Annotated in this window: 14 protein-coding genes; 5 read left to right on the top strand and 9 right to left on the bottom strand. The window is 73.2% G+C overall.

The window, feature by feature from the left end; all coding sequences use genetic code 11:
- Window positions 1–8: 8 nt before the first annotated feature.
- The 4 genes from ACTMS0_RS16920 to ACTMS0_RS16905 form a co-directional block, all read right to left on the bottom strand.
- Complete coding sequence (locus ACTMS0_RS16920; protein WP_441156152.1) at window positions 9–947, bottom strand: TAXI family TRAP transporter solute-binding subunit; 939 nt, start codon at window positions 945–947, stop codon at window positions 9–11.
- A 70-nt stretch (window positions 948–1,017) separates the two neighbouring features.
- Window positions 1,018–1,680: a hypothetical protein gene (locus ACTMS0_RS16915; protein ID WP_441156151.1), complete on the bottom strand. Its 663-nt coding sequence runs from the start codon at window positions 1,678–1,680 to the stop codon at window positions 1,018–1,020.
- A gap of 105 nt (window positions 1,681–1,785) precedes the next feature.
- Window positions 1,786–2,583: a peroxide stress protein YaaA gene (gene yaaA, locus ACTMS0_RS16910; RefSeq protein WP_441156150.1), complete on the bottom strand. Its 798-nt coding sequence runs from the start codon at window positions 2,581–2,583 to the stop codon at window positions 1,786–1,788.
- Between the two features lie 61 nt (window positions 2,584–2,644).
- Window positions 2,645–4,255, bottom strand: coding sequence for a hypothetical protein (locus ACTMS0_RS16905; RefSeq protein ID WP_441156149.1), 1,611 nt, complete (start codon window positions 4,253–4,255; stop codon window positions 2,645–2,647).
- Window positions 4,256–4,366: 111 nt separating this feature from the next.
- On the opposite strand from ACTMS0_RS16905, the gene ACTMS0_RS16900 reads away from it, so the two are divergent.
- Window positions 4,367–5,446, top strand: a complete 1,080-nt coding sequence (locus ACTMS0_RS16900; protein WP_441156148.1) for an App1 family protein — start codon at window positions 4,367–4,369, stop codon at window positions 5,444–5,446.
- Between the two features lie 36 nt (window positions 5,447–5,482).
- Here the strand turns inward: ACTMS0_RS16900 and ACTMS0_RS16895 are convergent, their stop codons facing one another.
- From ACTMS0_RS16895 to ACTMS0_RS16880, 4 genes are all read right to left on the bottom strand, one after another.
- Window positions 5,483–6,064 carry a hypothetical protein gene (locus ACTMS0_RS16895; protein ID WP_441156147.1) on the bottom strand — a complete coding sequence of 194 codons (582 nt, stop codon included), beginning with the start codon at window positions 6,062–6,064 and terminating at the stop codon, window positions 5,483–5,485.
- A 422-nt stretch (window positions 6,065–6,486) separates the two neighbouring features.
- Window positions 6,487–7,866 carry a hypothetical protein gene (locus ACTMS0_RS16890; protein ID WP_441156146.1) on the bottom strand — a complete coding sequence of 460 codons (1,380 nt, stop codon included), beginning with the start codon at window positions 7,864–7,866 and terminating at the stop codon, window positions 6,487–6,489.
- Between the two features lie 283 nt (window positions 7,867–8,149).
- Window positions 8,150–10,252: a 1,4-alpha-glucan branching protein GlgB gene (gene glgB / locus ACTMS0_RS16885; RefSeq protein WP_441156145.1), complete on the bottom strand. Its 2,103-nt coding sequence runs from the start codon at window positions 10,250–10,252 to the stop codon at window positions 8,150–8,152.
- Entirely contained in the window at window positions 10,240–12,327 is a 2,088-nt protein-coding gene (locus ACTMS0_RS16880; protein WP_441156144.1) for a maltotransferase domain-containing protein, read from the bottom strand. Before ACTMS0_RS16880 ends, glgB begins: the two co-directional genes overlap by 13 nt.
- Window positions 12,328–12,451: 124 nt before the next feature.
- Between ACTMS0_RS16880 and ACTMS0_RS16875 the strand changes: the two genes are divergently transcribed.
- Together ACTMS0_RS16875 and ACTMS0_RS16870 are read left to right on the top strand one after the other, a co-directional pair.
- Window positions 12,452–12,691, top strand: coding sequence for an AbrB/MazE/SpoVT family DNA-binding domain-containing protein (locus tag ACTMS0_RS16875; protein WP_441156143.1), 240 nt, complete (start codon window positions 12,452–12,454; stop codon window positions 12,689–12,691).
- Window positions 12,684–13,136 (top strand): type II toxin-antitoxin system VapC family toxin, encoded by a 453-nt coding sequence (locus ACTMS0_RS16870; protein ID WP_441156142.1) that lies wholly within the window; start codon window positions 12,684–12,686, stop codon window positions 13,134–13,136. Before ACTMS0_RS16875 ends, ACTMS0_RS16870 begins: the two co-directional genes overlap by 8 nt.
- A gap of 7 nt (window positions 13,137–13,143) precedes the next feature.
- On the opposite strand, the gene glgA is transcribed toward ACTMS0_RS16870, so the two are convergent.
- Window positions 13,144–14,352, bottom strand: coding sequence for a glycogen synthase (glgA, locus tag ACTMS0_RS16865; RefSeq protein WP_441156141.1), 1,209 nt, complete (start codon window positions 14,350–14,352; stop codon window positions 13,144–13,146).
- A 95-nt stretch (window positions 14,353–14,447) separates the two neighbouring features.
- Here glgA and glgC point away from each other — a divergent pair, with 95 nt between their 5' ends.
- The gene (gene glgC / locus ACTMS0_RS16860) at window positions 14,448–15,680 is read left to right on the top strand and encodes a glucose-1-phosphate adenylyltransferase (RefSeq protein WP_441156140.1); all 1,233 of its coding nucleotides are present in this window, start codon (window positions 14,448–14,450) and stop codon (window positions 15,678–15,680) included.
- Window positions 15,677–17,323: a phosphoglucomutase (alpha-D-glucose-1,6-bisphosphate-dependent) gene (gene pgm, locus ACTMS0_RS16855; protein WP_441156139.1), complete on the top strand. Its 1,647-nt coding sequence runs from the start codon at window positions 15,677–15,679 to the stop codon at window positions 17,321–17,323. The genes glgC and pgm overlap by 4 nt, the downstream gene beginning before the upstream one ends.
- Window positions 17,324–17,327: the final 4 nt, after the last annotated feature.

Here is a 17,327-nt window from a genome sequence, read left to right as displayed (position 1 = left end):
ACCCACGTCTAGGGTTTCGCGGCGCGGTACCAGGCGGCGGCTCCCGGGTGCAGGGGCAGGGGAGCGGTGGTGATGGCCGAGCGGGGGCTCATCCGGCCGGCCGCCGGGTGGGCCGCGGCCAGCTCCTCGCGCCGCTCCATGAGCAGCCGGGTCACCTCTCGGACCAGCCCCTCCGGCAGGTCCGCGCGGACGATCAGGAAGTTCGGGTTGGCCACGGTGGTGACTGGATCCACCCCGTACACCGAGCGCGGGACGTCCCGCGAGACGTAGACGCCGGGGTGGCGGGCGCGCAGCGGTTCGGTCCATCCACCGAGGTCGACGATCCGGACGTGCCGGTCCCGGGCCAGCTCCGCGACGGCCCGGACGGGCAGGCCGCCGGAGAAGAAGAACGCGTCGATGCGGCCCTCACGCAGCGCGGCGACCGAGTCGTCCAGGCCGAGCCGCTCCCGGCGTACGCCGTCACCGCCCAGCCGCGCGACGTCGAGCAGGCGGGACGCGGTGATCTCGGTCCCGGAGCCCGGCGCGCCCACCGACACCCGCCGGCCGCGCAGGTCGGCGAGCGTGCGGATCCCCCCGGCGGCGTTGGTGACGAGGTGCAGCAGGTCGTCGTACACCCGGGCGACCGCGGCCACCGACGGGTCCGCGCCCGGGGCGGCGGGCAGCACGTCGGCCTGGGTGAAGCCCAGCTCGGCCGAGCCGGCGCCGACGCGCCGGACGTTCTCCGCCGACGCCGGGGTCACCACCACACTGGCGTGGACGTTCGGCAGCTCCCGGTTCAGGATGGCGGCCAGCGACTGCCCGAAGGCGTGGTACACGGCGGTGGGGCTGCCGGTGGCGATGCGGATCTGCAGCGGCGGGCCGGCGTCCTCCCGGCAGCCGGCGGGCAGCACGGCCGCCAGCACCAGGGCCAGCAGCGCCGCGACGGCTCGGCGGGCGCGTGCGTTCACGGGCTGCACTGTGCGCCGTCCGGGCGGTCGACCGCAAGCGGGCCGGCCCGGTTCGCCCCGATGCCGCCCGTCAGTCCGCTTCGCGGGGGCTGCCCAGTTCGGCGGCCTCCAGGATGCGGTCCCGGTCCGGGCCGTGCGCGACGCTGACCAGGAAGCAGCCGGTCCCCGGGCGCAGCAGTGCCGGGACGTCCAGCAGGGCGGCGCCCCGGACCAGGACCGCGGCCAGCTCCCGGTCGGTGAGCCGGACCCCGAGGATGTGCCGGCGTACGTGCCGGCCGCCGGCCAGCAGCGCGGCCCGCCACGCCGCCGCGGCGAGGCGGGGTCGCCACACGCGCCGGGCGGCCGAGGCGCCGGGCACCGGGCCGCCGAGCAGTTCGCGACGCCCCTGCCGCCAGCCGGCCTCCAGCGAGGTCGCGTACGCGTGCCGCCGCGCCACCGGCACGGTCAGCCGATGCAGCTCGTAGCGGCGGCGCAGACCGCCCACGGCGCGTTCGTGCGTGACGGGGACGTCGAGCCGGTCGAGCAGCTGACGCATCCGAAGGGCGGCGTCCTCCCGGTTGAACTCCACGATCCCGGGCCGGTACACGGGGGCGGTACGTCGGGGTCCGACGACCGCCGGCGGGGTCACGCAGCGCAGAAGGCAGGCGGCCTCGAACGCGTCGGCCAGCGTCAGCCAGTCCAGTGGTGGCGGGATCGACGGCGGCCGGGGCCGGTCGAGCAGGATCGGTTCCACCTCGGGGCTCCTTCGCACGGTCGGGGTTCCCCTACCGTGGCCGCTGCCTCCCGCTGGCGGAACACATCCGGCCGAGCTTTGAGGAAATCTTGCGGGTAATCCGGCCTACAACTCGGTGACGACCACGTCGACCGGGCGCGGGCGGCCGGCCGGCGACGGCTGCTCCACCACCGTGTACTTGAGGTCCCGCAGTGCGGCGATCAGCCCGTCGGCGGTGCGCGGCCGGGCCCCCGCCATCAGCAGGTCCCGCACGAGGCGTCCCTTGGTCGCCTTGTTGAAGTGGCTGACCACCGACCGGACCGCCACCCCGTCGACGTCCCGCTCGTGCAGCACCCGGACCGTCACGGTCCGGTCCGCGACCGCGCCACGCGGGGCCCAGGTCGCCGCGTACGCGCCGGAGCGCAGGTCCAGCACCGGCCCGTCGCCGGCCGCCGCGGTCATCGCCGGCGCCAGCGCCCGCCGCCAGTACGCCGACAGCGCCCCGACGTCGGGCAGCTTCGCCCCGACCGGGCAGCGGTACGGGGGGATCCGGTCGGTGAGGCGGACCGCGCCCCACAGGCCGGAACTGATCAGGATCGTCCGGCGGGCGGCGCGCACCGCGGCCGGCGGCAGGGTGGCGAGGTCGAGGGCCTCGTACAGCACCCCGGTGTAGAGGCGCTCGGCCGGTGCGGTGGCCGCCTCCCGCAGCCGGGCGTTGCGGCGCAGCTCGCCGCGCTGGCCGGGGCTCAACCCGAGCGCGCCCAGGGCCGCCTCCGCGTCGCCGTCGACGGACACGGCGACCAGCGCCGCCAGCACCTCCTCGCGGGCCGGGGTCAGCTCCGGCAGCGACAGGCGGGTGAGGTCGAGCCGCCGGCCGGTGCCGGCGTCGGCCTTGCCCTCCGAGGGCGGCAGCAGGATGAGCATCGGGGGGAACTCCTCGCTCCCGGTGCCCGCGCACCGGAGGAGGCCAGGGTACGTCCCCGGCCTACCGCCAGGGCCGGACCGGTGTCTCCGGGTGGTACACGCGATACCCGCCGACGTCAGCCACGAGCGCGGCGTCGGCCCGGTCCCGGAGCAGCCGGCGCAACCGCCGCTCCAGCGCCGAGCCGGCCTCCACCACGTACCCCGGGCGGCCGGCCACCGCGACCCGGTCCCAGTACGCCGGGTACCGGTTCTGGCCCGGGGTGAACCGGTCGTCGAGCACCCCGCAGACGACCTCCTCGCCGGTGTTGAAGATCAGACGGTTGCACGTCCAGTAGTCCCCGTACACCTCCCGGGGACCGTTCGCGCGCAGCACGTCGGCCAGGTCGCGGGCCGCCCGCTCCTCGATCCGGGAGGCCCCGGTGCCGACGGTCGCGAACAGCACCGTGACCACCAGGGTGGTCGCGGCGAGAGCGGCCAGCGCCGCCGTGGCGACGGCGCCGGTCAGCCGGCCGCCCACACCGGCCGTTCCCCGCCACGCGCCCACCGCCGCCCGCCACAGCGGCCACAGCACCGCCGGCAGGGACAGTTGCAGCACCGCCAGGTAGCGGGCGTTGCCCAGCGGATCGGTGACGGAGTGCGGGCTGCGCGCGTACGACAGCAGGGTCAGCGCCGCACCGACGACCAGCGCGAGATGCACCACCGGGGCGACCCGCGCGGCCCGGCCGGCGGCCCGACGGTACGCGACGACCGCGACCACGGCGGCGACCACCAGCAGCACCGGGTAGAGCAGCCCGAACCACCCCTGCCAGCGGGCGCAGCCGTCCACCGGGCAGAGCCCCATGGCGAGCGGAACCCCCTCCAGCACGCCCCCTGAGATCCGCTGCGACCAGGGCGGCGCCGGTCCGGCCCGGGTGCTGATCTCGCGGAGCACCGACAGAGAGTCCTCGCCCGGCGGGGCGCCGAGGTTGTTCAGGATCATCGGGGCGATCCCGAGCGCGATTCCGGCGACCAGCAGCGCCCCCGCCCAGCCGAGCAGCTCGCGGCGCGTCGCCCAGAGCAGCGCGAGGGTGGCGGCACCGACGTACGGCAGGCTCAGCCAGTCGGACCAGACGGCGACGCCGGCCAGCAGGCCGAAGAGGCCCACGGCGAGCCGGCGGTGCCGGATGGTGTCCCGGGCCAGGCCCACGGCCACCAGCAGCATCACCAGAACCGCCACCTTGACCTCGGGGCGGCCGCCCACCACGGTCAGCTGGTCCCGCACCACCCGCTCGGAGCCGAGCGCCAGCAGCCCCACGACCAGCGTGGCGAACCAGGGCGACGCGATCCGCCGGGTCAGCCGGTGGATCAGCCAGAGGAACAGCGCGTACAGCACCAGCAGCGGCAGCCGCAGCACCGGCCAGCTCGGCCCGGCGACGGCGATCAGGGGTGCGGCCAGGTACGCCTCGAGCATTCCCATGTAGCGCTGCCCGTACAGGAAGACGGGGAGTTCCCGACCCCCGGCGATGTGCAGCGCGGCCAGCCCGAAGGTGGCCTCGTCGCTGTTCGACACCGGGATGGTGTGCAGCGTGAGGACCAGCCGGTACCCGACACCGGCCACTCCGAGCACCAGCGCGACGAGCGCCGGCCGGTCCAGCTGCGAGCGCCGACGCCCGCGGTGCACAGGTTGCGACACGACCAACGCCCCCGTCGTCGTCCCGACCGGAGTCTGTCACGCGGCACCGGCGGGTCGGGCCGGTTCGGCCCAGACGAGGTGTGGGGGCCCGGGCCGGCGCGGTCGCCTCGCATGGCCGACGTACGCCGGTTGTGGCAGGGTTGCAGCGTGCCACCCACTGCCGCAGGCCAGCTGGCCGTTCCCCAACTGCACCGGGCCGCGCGCATCGAGGACGCCGTCCACCACCTGGTCGAACGCCGCCTGCGGCGGACCGGCTGGCGGACCAACATCGTCGCCTACACGGGCTACGGCGCGCCCGGTTGGGTACGCGTGATGTGCCGGGTGCTGCTGGGACGGCCGGACACCCGGCAACGGGGCCGGCTGGAGAAGGTCCGGGGCTGGCGCAGCTTCACCACCCTGCCGGCCAAGTACGTCACCGTGACCATCGAGTCGGGTGGGCAGCGGCACGAGATCCGCACCGACCGCAGCGGCTTCGTCGACACCGTGGTCAAGGCGGACCTGCCCCCGGGCTGGGGATCGGTGCGGATCAGCGTGCCCGAGGCGGAGCCCGTCGAGGCGCCCGTGCGCATCCTCGACCCGCAGGTGCGCTTCGGCATCCTCTCCGACATCGACGACACGGTGATGGTCACCGCGCTGCCCCGGCCGCTGCTCGCCGCCTGGAACACGTTCGTCCTGGACGAGCACGCCCGCGCGGCGGTGCCCGGGATGGCGGTGCTCTACGAGCGGCTGGTGACCGCCCACCCCGGCGCCCCCGTCTTCTACCTGTCCACCGGGGCGTGGAACGTCGCGCCGACCCTCACCCGTTTCCTGTCCCGGCACCTCTACCCGGCCGGGCCGCTGCTGCTGACCGACTGGGGCCCGACCGCGGATCGGTGGTTCCGCAGCGGGCGGGAGCACAAGCGGGCCACCCTGGCCCGGCTGGCCCGCGAGTTCCCCGAGGTGAAGTGGCTGCTGGTCGGCGACGACGGTCAGCACGACCAGGAGATCTACCGGGAGTTCGCCGCCGCCCACCCGGAGAACGTGGCCGGGGTGGCGATCCGCCGGCTCTCGCCCACCCAGTCGGTCCTCGCCGGCAGCATGCCCCACCCGGCCGGCGACAGCTCGTCGGCCGGCCCCTTGGGGCAGAAGTGGCTCTCCGCACCGGACGGCGCCGGCCTGTGGAAGCTGCTGCGGGACGCGGGCCTGGTCTGACGTCCGTCGCGCCCGGCCCGCGTCCCGCAGGGATCCTCAGTTGCCGTTGGCGCCCGGCACCTCGATCACGGCCGTGCAGCCCGCCGCCGCCCGGCGCTGCTGGATGAGGTCGACGACCGCCTGCCGGTTGGCGATGCGGGCCGCCGACTGGGCGTCCGGCTTCTGCCGCTGGGCGGCGATGAAGGTCAGGTTGTTGCGCAGCGCGGTGTCCAGGCCCTGGCAGCTCTCGCCGCCGTTGCCGGCTTGGCCGTTCCCGTTGCCGGCTTGACCGTTGCCGTTCTGGCCGCCGTTGCCGGCCTGGCCCGCGCCCGGCACCTCCACCTCGCCGGTGCAGCCGGCCGCGGCCCGGCGCTGCTGGATGAGGTCGACGACCGCCTGCCGGTTGGCGATGCGGGCCGCCGACTGGGCGTCCGGGTTCTGCTGCTGCGCGGCGATGATGGAGAGGTTGTTGCGCAGGGCGTTGTCCAGACCCTGGCAGTTCTCGGCCGCCTGTCCGGTGCCGGTCGCCACCGCGAACGCCACCCCCGTGGTGACCACGACCGCGGCGAGACCCGCGATCTTGCGCTGCCGCGACGTCGTCTTCCCGCCCCTGCTCGTTGTGCCCGTCGTCCACGCCATCGAAGCTCCTCCGCGTTCCTCGTAACGGCATCGGTGAGCGGTACGGGCGGCGGATGCGGATCGTTCACGCCGCGGGCCCCGACGGCCACAAGATCAGCAGTGTGTGCCGGACGGTGTCACGGCGAGTGATGGATGTGACGGGACGTGACGACACCGGCCCGGTCGGGCGCCGGTCTTCCCCCTGGGCGGCCGTCCGATGGGGGCGCGTGCCCCGGTCGGGCTGGTAACACCTCGTTGGCCGGGCCGGCGGGGGAGGTAGTGGTTGCGCGCTGGCCGCCGCCAGTGCCGGTGGAAGCCGCTGCGGGGCGGGGGCCAGGTCTGATCCTGGCCCCCGCCCCGCTGAGCGTGATCATCTCCATGCCGTCGGCATCGCGCCTTCCGGCACCCGGTGACACCACGATGCCGGCGGCATGGAGTGGATCTCAGTTGTCGGTCAGGCAGCCTGCCGGGCTCGGGTCCTCGACCATGACGGGAGCCGCGGCACCGCCGGCCTTGCCGTTGCCGTTCGCGTTGGCGGCACCGCCAGCCTTGCCGTTGGCCTTGCCGTTGCCGTTGGCAGCGCCGTTGCCGTTGCCGTTGCCGTTGCCGTTGGCGTCTGCTCCGGCGTCGGCGTCGTTGCCCGCCCCGGCCTCGTCGCCAGCGGCGTCACCCGCGCCGGCCTCGTCGCCGGCTTCGGCGTCGTCACCCGCGCCCGCCTCGTCGCCGGCTTCGGCGTCGTTGCCCGCGCCCGCCTCGTCGCCGGCATCGGCCTCCTGGCGGGCCTGCTGGACCGCCTCCACGAGCGCCCGGATCTCCTGGATCAGGGCCCGTACCTCCGCCAGTTGGGCCGCGATCTGCTCGGCAACCGCGTCCTGCCCCGCGCCCGCCTCGGCGTCCTCGCCGGCACCGGCCTCCTGCTCCGCCCCGGCGTCGTCACCCGCCTCGCCGGCCTGGCCGGCGTCGCCCGCCTGGCCGGCGTCGCCTGCCTCGCCGTTGTCGCCCGCCTGTCCGGCGTCACCCGCTTCGCCGGCGTCACCGGCCTGCTCCGCCTCAGCTTCCGCGCCGGCGTCCTGGCCCGCGCCGGCGTCCGCGTCCTGTTCGGCCTCAGCTCCGGCGCCGGCGTCCTGGCCCTCGTCCTGGTCGGCCCCGGCTCCGGCGCCGGCGTCCTGGCCCGCGTCCTGGTCGGCCCCGGCTCCGGCGCGAGCCGCCTCGACGAGTCCCGCGATCTGCTGGATCAGGCCGCCGACCTGGCCCACGATCGCCGCTGCCTGCTCGGCGCCGCCTCCCGGCGCCGCCGCTGTCCCGGCCGCTCGCTGCTGGGCCCGTTGGCGCGCCTGGTCCACGATCCCGCCGATCGAGTCGACGATTCCGTCCACCTGCTGCACCCGGGCGGCGGTCGCCCGCGGGTCGTCGATCCGGCCCGCCCGTTCGGCGCGCATCTGCTCGGTGGCCGCCCACGCGTCGTTCACCCGCGCCGCCACCGCGACGTCCCACGGCACTTCCGGGCAGACCGCACCGGCGACCTCCACCTGGGCGGTGCAACCTGCGGCGGTGCGCCGCTGCTGGAGCAGGTCGACGACCGCCTGCCGGTTGGCGATCCGGGCCGCCGAGTTGGCGTCCGGGTTCTGGCGTTGGCCGGCGATGAACGTGAGGTTGTTGCGTAGGGCGGTGTCGAGGCCCTGGCAGTTCTCCGCCGCCTGGCCGACGCCGGTGGCCACGGCGAACGCGGCCCCTGTCGTCACCGCGATCGCGGCGATTCCGGCGATCTTCCGCTGCCGCGGTGTCACCGTCGTCCTGCTGCTGGTGCGTCTCGTCGACGCCATCGAAGCTCCCTCCGCCTCGTCCGTCAGGAAGTGGCCGGCATCCGATGTGCGGTACGGCAGGGCGGCAGGGGGAGTTCAGACAATCTACGCCCGACGGCCGAACTATCCACGCAGCGTGACGAAACAGGCCGGTCGGGGTACTCGGCGTGACCGTCGGACTCGCGCCAGCCGAAGATCAACTCGACTTCCCTGAAGTCGGGGCTATCCGGTGGACCGAACACCCCGACTTCACTGAGGTCGAGTGGATCACGTCACCCGAAGCCGCCGGCCGCGGTGCCGGCGCTCAGGCCGGGCGGAGCCAGAGGACGCCGAGCGGGGGCACCCGGAGCGCTACCGACGCCGGCATCCCGTGCCACGGCACGTCCTCGGCCCGGACCTGCCCGAGGTTGCCCACGCCGGACCCGCCGTAGTGCTGAGCGTCGGTGTTGAGCACCTCGGTCCACGTTCCTCCGGTGGGCAGACCGATCCGGTATCCCTCCAGGGGCAGCGCGGAGAAGTTCGCCACGCAGACCAGCGTCGCGCCGTCCGGGGCGATCCGGATGAACGAGACGGTGTTGTTGGCGACGTCGTCCCCGGCGATCCACCGGAACCCGGCGGGCTCGGTGTCCTGCGCCCACAGGGCGGGCGTCTCGCGGTAGATGCGGTTGAGGTCGCCGACCAGCCGCTGGACGCCGGCCCGGCCCGGGTCGTGCAGCAGGTACCAGTCGAGGCCGCGCTCCTCGCTCCACTCCCGGTCGTCGGCCAGCTCGCAGCCCATGAAGAGCAGCTGCTTGCCCGGGTGCGCCCACATGTACGCGAGCAGCGCCCGGACGTTCGCCAGCCGCTGCCACGTGTCGCCCGGCATCTTGCCGGCGAGTGAGCCCTTGCCGTGCACCACCTCGTCGTGGCTGATCGGCAGCACGTAGTTCTCGCTCCAGGCGTACGCGAGGGAGAACGTGAGCTGATGGTGGTGGTGCTGCCGGTAGATCGGATCCTTCGAGGTGTAGAGCAGGGTGTCGTGCATCCAGCCCATGTTCCACTTGAACCCGAAGCCGAGCCCGCCGCTGTCGGTGGACCGGGTGACGCCGGGCCACGCCGTGGACTCCTCGGCGATCATCACCACCCCGGGGTGGTGCCGGTAGACCGTCGCGTTCGTCTCCTGCATGAACGCGATGGCCTCCAGGTTCTCCCGGCCGCCGTACTGGTTCGGCACCCACTGACCCTCCTGGCGCGAGTAGTCCAGGTAGAGCATCGACGCGACCGCGTCGACGCGCAGCCCGTCCACGTGGAACTCGTCGCACCAGTACAGGGCGTTGGCCACCAGGAAGTTGCGCACCTCGCGGCGGCCGAAGTCGAAGACGTACGTGCCCCAGTCCGGGTGCTCGCCCCGGCGCGGGTCGGGGTGCTCGTACAGCGGGGTGCCGTCGAACCGGGCGAGGGCCCACTCGTCGCGCGGAAAGTGCGCCGGCACCCAGTCGAGGATCACGCCGATCCCCGCGCCGTGCAGGGTGTCGACGAGATGGCGGAACTCGTCCGGGTCGCCGAAGCGCGAGGTGGGCGCGTAGTAGCCGGTGACCTGGTAGCCCCACGAGCCGCCGAACGGGTGCTCCATCACCGGCAGGAACTCCACGTGCGTGAAGCCCAGCTCGGTGACGTACGCCGTCAGTTGCTCGGCCAGCTCCCGGTAGCCGAGGCCGGGCCGCCACGAGCCGAGGTGCACCTCGTAGATGCTCATCGGCTCCTGGTGCGGGGCCCGGCGGGCCCGCCGCTCCAGCCAGGCGCCGTCGTTCCACTCGTACGTCGAGTGATGCACCACCGACGCGGTGGCCGGCGGCACCTCCGCGTACGCCGCGAGGGGGTCGGCCTTGTCCCGCCAGTGCCCGTCGGGCCCCAGGACGCGGTACTTGTACCGGGCGCCGATCCCGGCCCCCGGCACGAAGACCTCCCAGACGCCGCTGGAGCCGAGCGAGCGCATCGGCCAGCCGTCGTCCGGGGCCCAGCCGGTGAAGTCCCCGACGACGCGGACGCCGCGCGCGTTGGGGGCCCAGACGCTGAACGCCACGCCCTCGTCGAACACCCGCGCGCCGAGCGCCTCCCAGAGCCGCTCGTGCCGGCCCTCGCCGATCAGGTGCAGGTCCAGCTCGCCCACCGTCGGCGGATAGCGGTACGGGTCGTCGTGCGGCTGCCCGTCGACCTCGACCCGGTAGTCGAGCACCTCGCCGGGGACGACCGCCTCGAAGATCCCGCCGTCGTGCACCCGCTTCATCGGGTGCCGCTCCCCGTCGACGAGGACGGCGACATCGCCGGCGCCGCGGCGGAGCGTGCGGATCGTGGTGCGCCCGTCGGCCGGGTGTGCCCCGAGCACCGCGTGCGGATCGTGGATGTGGCCGGCGATCAGCTGGTCCATCGGGCTTCGTCCTTCGAAGTGGGTGCGGTGCCGCCGGAGAGGTCGTCGGGCACGGCCTCGACGGTGAGGTCGGCCGGTGCGGCGGCCGACGGTGGGGGCGGCGCGGGCGGGACCGGACGCCGCACGGTGAGCACGTGCGCGGGTTGCAGGTACGGGTCGAGCCGGACGGCGTTGCGCTGACCCCATTCGTAGCTGGCGCCGGTCAGCTCGTCGTGCACCGTGAACCGTTCGTGCCAGTCGAAGCCCAGCGCCGGCATGTCCAGCGTGGTGTTGCCCCACTGCACGCTCTGGGAGTCGAAGGAGCAGACCACGATCACCGTGTTGCCGGTGTCCGCGTCGCGCTTGGACCAGCAGAGCAGTGCCGGGTTGTCGATGTCGTGGAACACCAGGTTGCGGAGCTGGTGCAGGGCGGGGTTGTCCGACCGGATCCGGTTGAGGGTGGTGATGAACGGGGCGAGGGAGCGACCCTGTGCCTGCGCGCCGGCCCAGTCCCGGGGGCGCAGCTCGTACTTTTCGTTGTCCAGGTACTCCTCGGCACCCGGGCGGGCGACGTGCTCGAACAGCTCGTAGCCCGCGTACATGCCCCAGGACGGGGAGAGCAGCGAGGCCAGCACCGCCCGGATCTTGAACATCGGCGGGCCGCCGTGCTGGAGCGTCTCGTGCAGGATGTCCGGGGTGTTCGGCCAGAAGTTGGGCCGCATGTAGTCGGCGGCCGCCACCAGTTCCTCGCAGTACGCGCGCATCTCCGCGGCCGAGGTCCGCCACGTGAAGTACGTGTACGACTGGGTGAAGCCGACCTTGCCGAGCCCGTGCATCATGGCCGGTCGGGTGAACGCCTCGGCGAGGAAGAGCACGTCCGGGTCGACCTTCTTCACCTCGGCGATCAGCCAGTGCCAGAAGTTCACCGGCTTGGTGTGCGGGTTGTCGACCCGGAAGATCTTCACGCCCTCGCCGACCCAGTGCAGCACCACCCGCAGGATCTCCGCGCGGATCCCCTCCGGGTCGTTGTCGAAGTTCAGCGGGTAGATGTCCTGGTACTTCTTCGGCGGGTTCTCGGCGTACGCGATCGTGCCGTCGGCGCGGGTGGTGAACCACTCCGGGTGCTCGGTGACCCACGGGTGGTCCGGCGCGCACTGCAACGCGAGGTCCATCGCCACCTCCAGGCCCGCCACGGCGGCGGCGGCGATGAAGTCCCGGAAGTCCTCCGGCGTACCCAGGTCGGGGTGGATGGCGTCGTGGCCGCCCTCGGCCGCGCCGATGGCCCACGGCGAACCCACGTCGTCCGGCCCGGCGACCAGCGTGTTGTTGCGGCCCTTGCGGTTGATCCGGCCGATCGGGTGGATCGGCGGCAGGTAGAGGATGTCGAAGCCCATCGCCGCGACACCGGGCAGGCGCTCGGTCGCGGTGGCGAACGTGCCGGAGCGGGCCGGCGCGTCGACGGTCGCCGGGATCGCGCCCTCGGAGCGGGGGAAGAACTCGTACCAGGCGGAGAAGAGCGCCCGCTTCCGGTCGACCCAGATGCGGTACACGTCGCCGGTGGTGACCAGCTCCCGGACCGGGTGCTCCCACAGCAGATCGGCCAGCTCGAGCGCGGGACCCACCCGGCGGGGCAGCGGCAGCACCGGGTCGGCGAGCGCGGCGACCGCGGCGGCCACCCGCTTCCGGTCGGCCGGGGGCACCAGCTCGGCGGCGGCGGTGAGCACGCGGACGCCCTCGGCCAGGTCGTTGGCCAGGTCCTCGGGCCCCTGACCGGCGGCGATCTTCTTGGTCACCGCGTTCTGCCACGTCAGGTACGGGTCGGAGAACGCCTCGACGGTGAACGTCCACTCGCCGACCGCGTCCGGCCGGATGGTGGCGTGCCACCGGTCCTGACCCGGCTCCCCGGGACGCATCCGGGTGAACGGCCGGGCCTGCCCGTCCGGGCCGAGCCAGACCACGTTGCAGCCCAGCGCGTCGTGCCCCTCGCGGTAGGCGCGGGCCGACACCGGGACCAACTCGCCGACGACCGCCTTGGCCGGGTAGCGACCGCACGAGACGACGGGGGAGACGTCTTCGATCGGGAACCGTCCAGTCACCCCGTCAACCTACTGCGCGAGATCGCTTCGCGCTCGGGTCAGCCGGGTGACCAACCTTTCGCTGGGGGCAGCGAGTCCTCCTGCTGACACGTATCGTTGGTATTACGTGGTACGAGGAGGCTTCATGAAGCTCAACAGCAAGGGCCAGGTCACGATCCCGGCCGCGTTGCGGGCCCGACACGGACTGCACGAGGGCGACGAGGTCGACGTCGTCGAGGAGGGCGGCGCCCTGCGGATCGTCCGGGTCAGCGGTGCTGAGAGCAGGGGACAGCGCCTGGTCCGCCACATGCGTGGCCGCGGCGGGGCGAAGCAGGCCGAGGGCATGTCCACCGACGAACTGATGGAGCTGCTGCGTGGTGAGTGACCGACTCCGCGCGGTCGCGAGCCGGCCCGAAGATTCCGCCACCACACTGGTGGACACCAACGTGCTGCTCGACATCTTCACCGACGATCCCCGGTGGGCCGCGTGGTCGGGCGACGCGCTGGCGGAGGCCCGGGACGCCGGGGTCCTGGTCGTCAATCCCATCGTCTACGCCGAGGTTTCGGTGCGTTTCGACACCATCGAGGCGCTCGACGAGGCGCTTCCGGCGGCCGACTTCCTCCGCGAGGAACTGCCGTATCCGGCCGGCTTCCTGGCCGGTAAGGCATACGCGACATACCGCTCTCAGGGGGGAGCCAAGCGCTCCCCGATCGCCGACTTCTACATCGGAGCCCATGCGGCGGTGTGCGGATACCGGCTACTCACCCGCGACGGCTCCCGGTACCGCACCTACTTCCCGAAGCTGGACCTGATCACACCGGAGAGCTGAGACAGGGTCAGCCGGCGGCGCCCACCGACCGGTACACCTCCAGGGTCCGCCGCGCGACGGTGTCCCAGGAGAAGTGCTCGACCGCGCGCAGCCGCCCCGCCCGCCCGAACTCGGCGGCCCGCGCGGGATCGGCCAACACCTCGTTGATCCGGGCCGCCAGGTCGGCGACGAAGCGCTCCGGGTTCAGCGGCCGGCCGGTCCCGTCGCCGGCCTGCTCGATCGGCACCAGCAGCCCGGTCTCGCCGTCGACGACGACCTCCGGGATGCCGCCGGTCGCCGTGGCCACCACCGCGGTCTCGCAGGCCATCGCCTCCAGGTTGACGATGCCCATCGGCTCGTAGACGGACGGGCACACGAAGACCGTGGCGTGGGTCAGCACCTGGATCACCTCGTGCTTGGGCAGCATCTCGGCCACCCACACCACGCCCGAACGGTTGGCCCGCAGCTCGGCGGCCAGGCTCTCCACCTCGGCGGCGATGTCCGGGGTGTCGGGCGCGCCGGCCAGCAGCACGAGCTGCGTGTCGGCGGGCAGCTCCCGCGCGGCCCGCAGCAGGTACGGCAGGCCCTTCTGCCGGGTGATCCGCCCGACGTACACGACGCTGGGGCGGGACGGGTCGATCCCGAGCCGGTCGACCACGTCGGTCTTGTGGTCCGGGGCGTACTGCGCGGTGTCGATCCCGTTGTGGACCACCTTCACCCGGTCCGGGTTCACCGCCGGGTACGCCGTCAGCACGTCCTGCCGCATCCCCGCGCTCACCGCGATCACCGCGTCGGCCGACTCCACCGCCGTCCGCTCGCACCACGAGGACAGCGCGTACCCGCCGCCGAGCTGCTCGGCCTTCCACGGGCGCAACGGCTCCAGGCTGTGCGCGGTGACCACGTGCGGCACACCGTGCAGCAGCTTCGCCGTGTGCCCGGCGAGGTTCGCGTACCAGGTGTGGCTGTGCACCACGCCGGTGCCGGCGCATCCGGCAGCCATCTCCAGATCCACGCCCATCGTCCGCAGCGCGGCGTTCGCGCCGGCCAGGCCGGCCGGTTCGGCGTACGCGGTGACCCCGGGCTCGGTGCGCGGCGCACCGAAGCAGTGGACCCGCACCTCGGCGAGTCGGCGCAGCTCGCGGGCCAGATACTCGACGTGCACCCCGGCCCCGCCGTACACCTCGGGCGGGTACTCACGGGTGAGCAGGTCGACGCGGAGCCGGGCGGAGTCGGTCATGCCCGGCACCATAGTGCAGAAACCCACGCCGCACCGGCTGCGGAACTGTGCCCGTACGAGTGGTGAAGTCGCGGCCGGATCGCTAGCGTCGGGACATGGCTGCCAAGGTGCTCGCGATCGTCCTGGCGGGTGGGGAGGGCAAGCGCCTGATGCCGCTCACCACCGACCGGGCCAAGCCGGCCGTCCCGTTCGGCGGGATGTACCGCATGGTCGACTTCGTCCTCTCCAACCTGGCCAACGCCGGCTATCTCAAGATCGTCGTGCTGACTCAGTACAAGTCCCACTCGCTGGACCGGCACGTCACCACGACCTGGCGGATGTCGACCATGCTGGGCAACTACGTCACCCCCGTGCCCGCCCAGCAGCGCCGCGGCCCGTGGTGGTTCGCGGGCTCCGCGGACGCGATCTACCAGAGCTTCAACCTGATCAACGACGAGCAGCCCGACTACGTGATCGTCTTCGGCGCCGACCACATCTACCGGATGGACCCCCGGCAGATGGTGGAGGACCACATCGCCTCCGGCGCCGGAGTGACCGTGGCCGGGATCCGGCAGCCGCTGTCCATGGCCGACCAGTTCGGGGTGATCGAGGTCGGCGCGGACGGCCGGCGGATCCGGGCGTTCCGCGAGAAGCCCACCGACGCGGTCGGCCTGCCCGACGCCCCGGACCAGATCTACGCCTCGATGGGCAACTACGTCTTTACCACGAAGGCGCTCTGCGAGGCGGTGGAGCGCGACGCGGAGGACAAGACCAGCAAGCACGACATGGGCGGCAGCATCATCCCGATGCTGGTCGAGCGGGGCGAGGCCAACGTCTACGACTTCAAGGACAACGAGGTGCCGGGCAGCACCGACCGGGACCGCGGCTACTGGCGCGACGTGGGGACGCTGGACTCCTTCTACGACGCCCACATGGACCTGATCAACGTGCACCCGGTGTTCAACCTCTACAACTTCGACTGGCCGATCTACAGCGCCCAGCCGCCGTACCCGCCGGCCAAGTTCGTCCACCAGTGGGGCGAGCGGGTCGGCCGGGCGGTCGCGTCGATGGTCTCGCCGGGAGCGGTGATCTCCGGCTCGCTCGTGGAGAACTCGGTGATTTCGCCCAAGGCCAAGGTGCACTCCTGGGCGCACGTCGACGGCGCGGTGCTCATGGAGGGCGTCGAGATCGGCCGGCACGCGGTGATCCGCCGGGCCATCCTGGACAAGAACGTGTACGTGCCGGAGGGCGTCGAGATCGGCGTGGACCTGGAGAAGGACCGGCAGCGCTACACCGTCTCCGACAACGGCATCGTCGTCATCGGCAAGGGCCAGAAGGTGGAACCGTGAGCGCGCATCCCCGCGCGGGCCAGCCCGCCCAGCCGTCCGACCTGGTCGACGTGCCGATGCTGGTCACCGCGTACTACGCGGAGCACCCCGACCCGGAGGACCCGGCGCAGCAGGTCTCCTTCGGCACCTCCGGGCACCGGGGCTCGTCGCTGCGCAACGCCTTCAACTCCGACCACATCCTCGCGGTCACCCAGGCGCTCTGCGACTACCGCCGGGAGCGCGGCCTGGACGGCCCGCTCTTCCTCGGCCGCGACACGCACGCGCTCTCCGCCCCGGCCGCGGTCGACGCGCTGGAGGTGCTCGCCGCCAACGAGGTGACCGTCCTCGTGGACAGCCGGGACGGCTACACGCCGACCCCGGCCGTCTCGCACGCGATCCTCAGCCACAACCGGGGGCGGACCAGCGGCCTCGCCGACGGCATCGTCATCACCCCGTCGCACAACCCGCCGGACGACGGCGGATTCAAGTACAACCCGACCCACGGCGGGCCGGCCGACACCGACGTCACGAAGTGGATCCAGGACCGCGCGAACGCGATCCTCGCCGCCGGGCTCAAGGAGGTGCGCCGCATCCCGTACGCGCGGGCGCGCGCCGCCGACACCACCGGCTCGTACGATTTCCTCGCCCGCTACGTCGATGACCTGCCGGCGGCGCTCGACCTCGACGCGGTCCGCGCCGCCGGAGTCCACATCGGCGCCGACCCGCTCGGCGGCGCCAGCGTCGCCTACTGGGGCGAGATCGCCGAGCGGCACCGCCTCGACCTCACCGTGGTCAACCCGACGGTCGACCCGACGTGGCGCTTCATGACCCTCGACGGTGACGGCAAGATCCGGATGGACTGCTCGTCGCCGAACGCGATGGCGTCCCTGATCGCCGCCCGCGCCGACTACCAGGTCTCCACCGGCAACGACGCCGACGCCGACCGGCACGGCATCGTCACCCCCGACGGCGGCCTGATGAACCCCAACCACTACCTGGCGGTGGCGATCGCCCACCTGTTCCGCACCCGGGAGCAGTGGGGCCCGGCCGCCGCGGTCGGCAAGACCCTGGTGTCCTCGTCCATGATCGACCGGGTGGCCGCCGACCTGGGGCGCCCGTTGCTGGAGGTGCCGGTCGGCTTCAAGTGGTTCGTGCCCGGCCTGCTCGACGGCGCGGTCGGCTTCGGCGGCGAGGAGAGCGCCGGGGCGTCCTTCCTCCGGCGGGACGGCGGCACGTGGACCACCGACAAGGACGGCATCCTGCTCTGCCTCCTCGCGTCCGAGATCATCGCCACCACCGGCCGGACGCCCAGCGAGCACTGGGCGGAACTGGCCGGGCGTTTCGGCGCGCCCGCGTACGCCCGGATCGACGCCCCGGCCACCCGCGAGCAGAAGGCCGTGCTCGGCAAGCTGTCGCCCGAGCAGGTGACGGCGACCGAGTTGGCCGGTGAGCCGATCACCGCCACGCTCACCACCGCCCGTGGCAACGGCGCCCCGATCGGCGGCCTCAAGGTCACGACGGAGAGCGGCTGGTTCGCCGCCCGCCCCTCCGGCACCGAGGACGTCTACAAGATCTACGCCGAGTCCTTCCAGGGCCCGGACCACCTGGCCCGAATCCAACAGGAGGCGAAGGACCTGGTGTCCGCCGTGCTCGCCAAGGCCTAACACC

This window comes from Micromonospora sp. H33 (assembly GCF_052068455.1).
Lineage (GTDB): Bacteria > Actinomycetota > Actinomycetes > Mycobacteriales > Micromonosporaceae > Micromonospora.
Note: the sequence above shows the minus strand (reverse complement) of the source record. Positions and strands in the feature narration are given on the sequence as shown.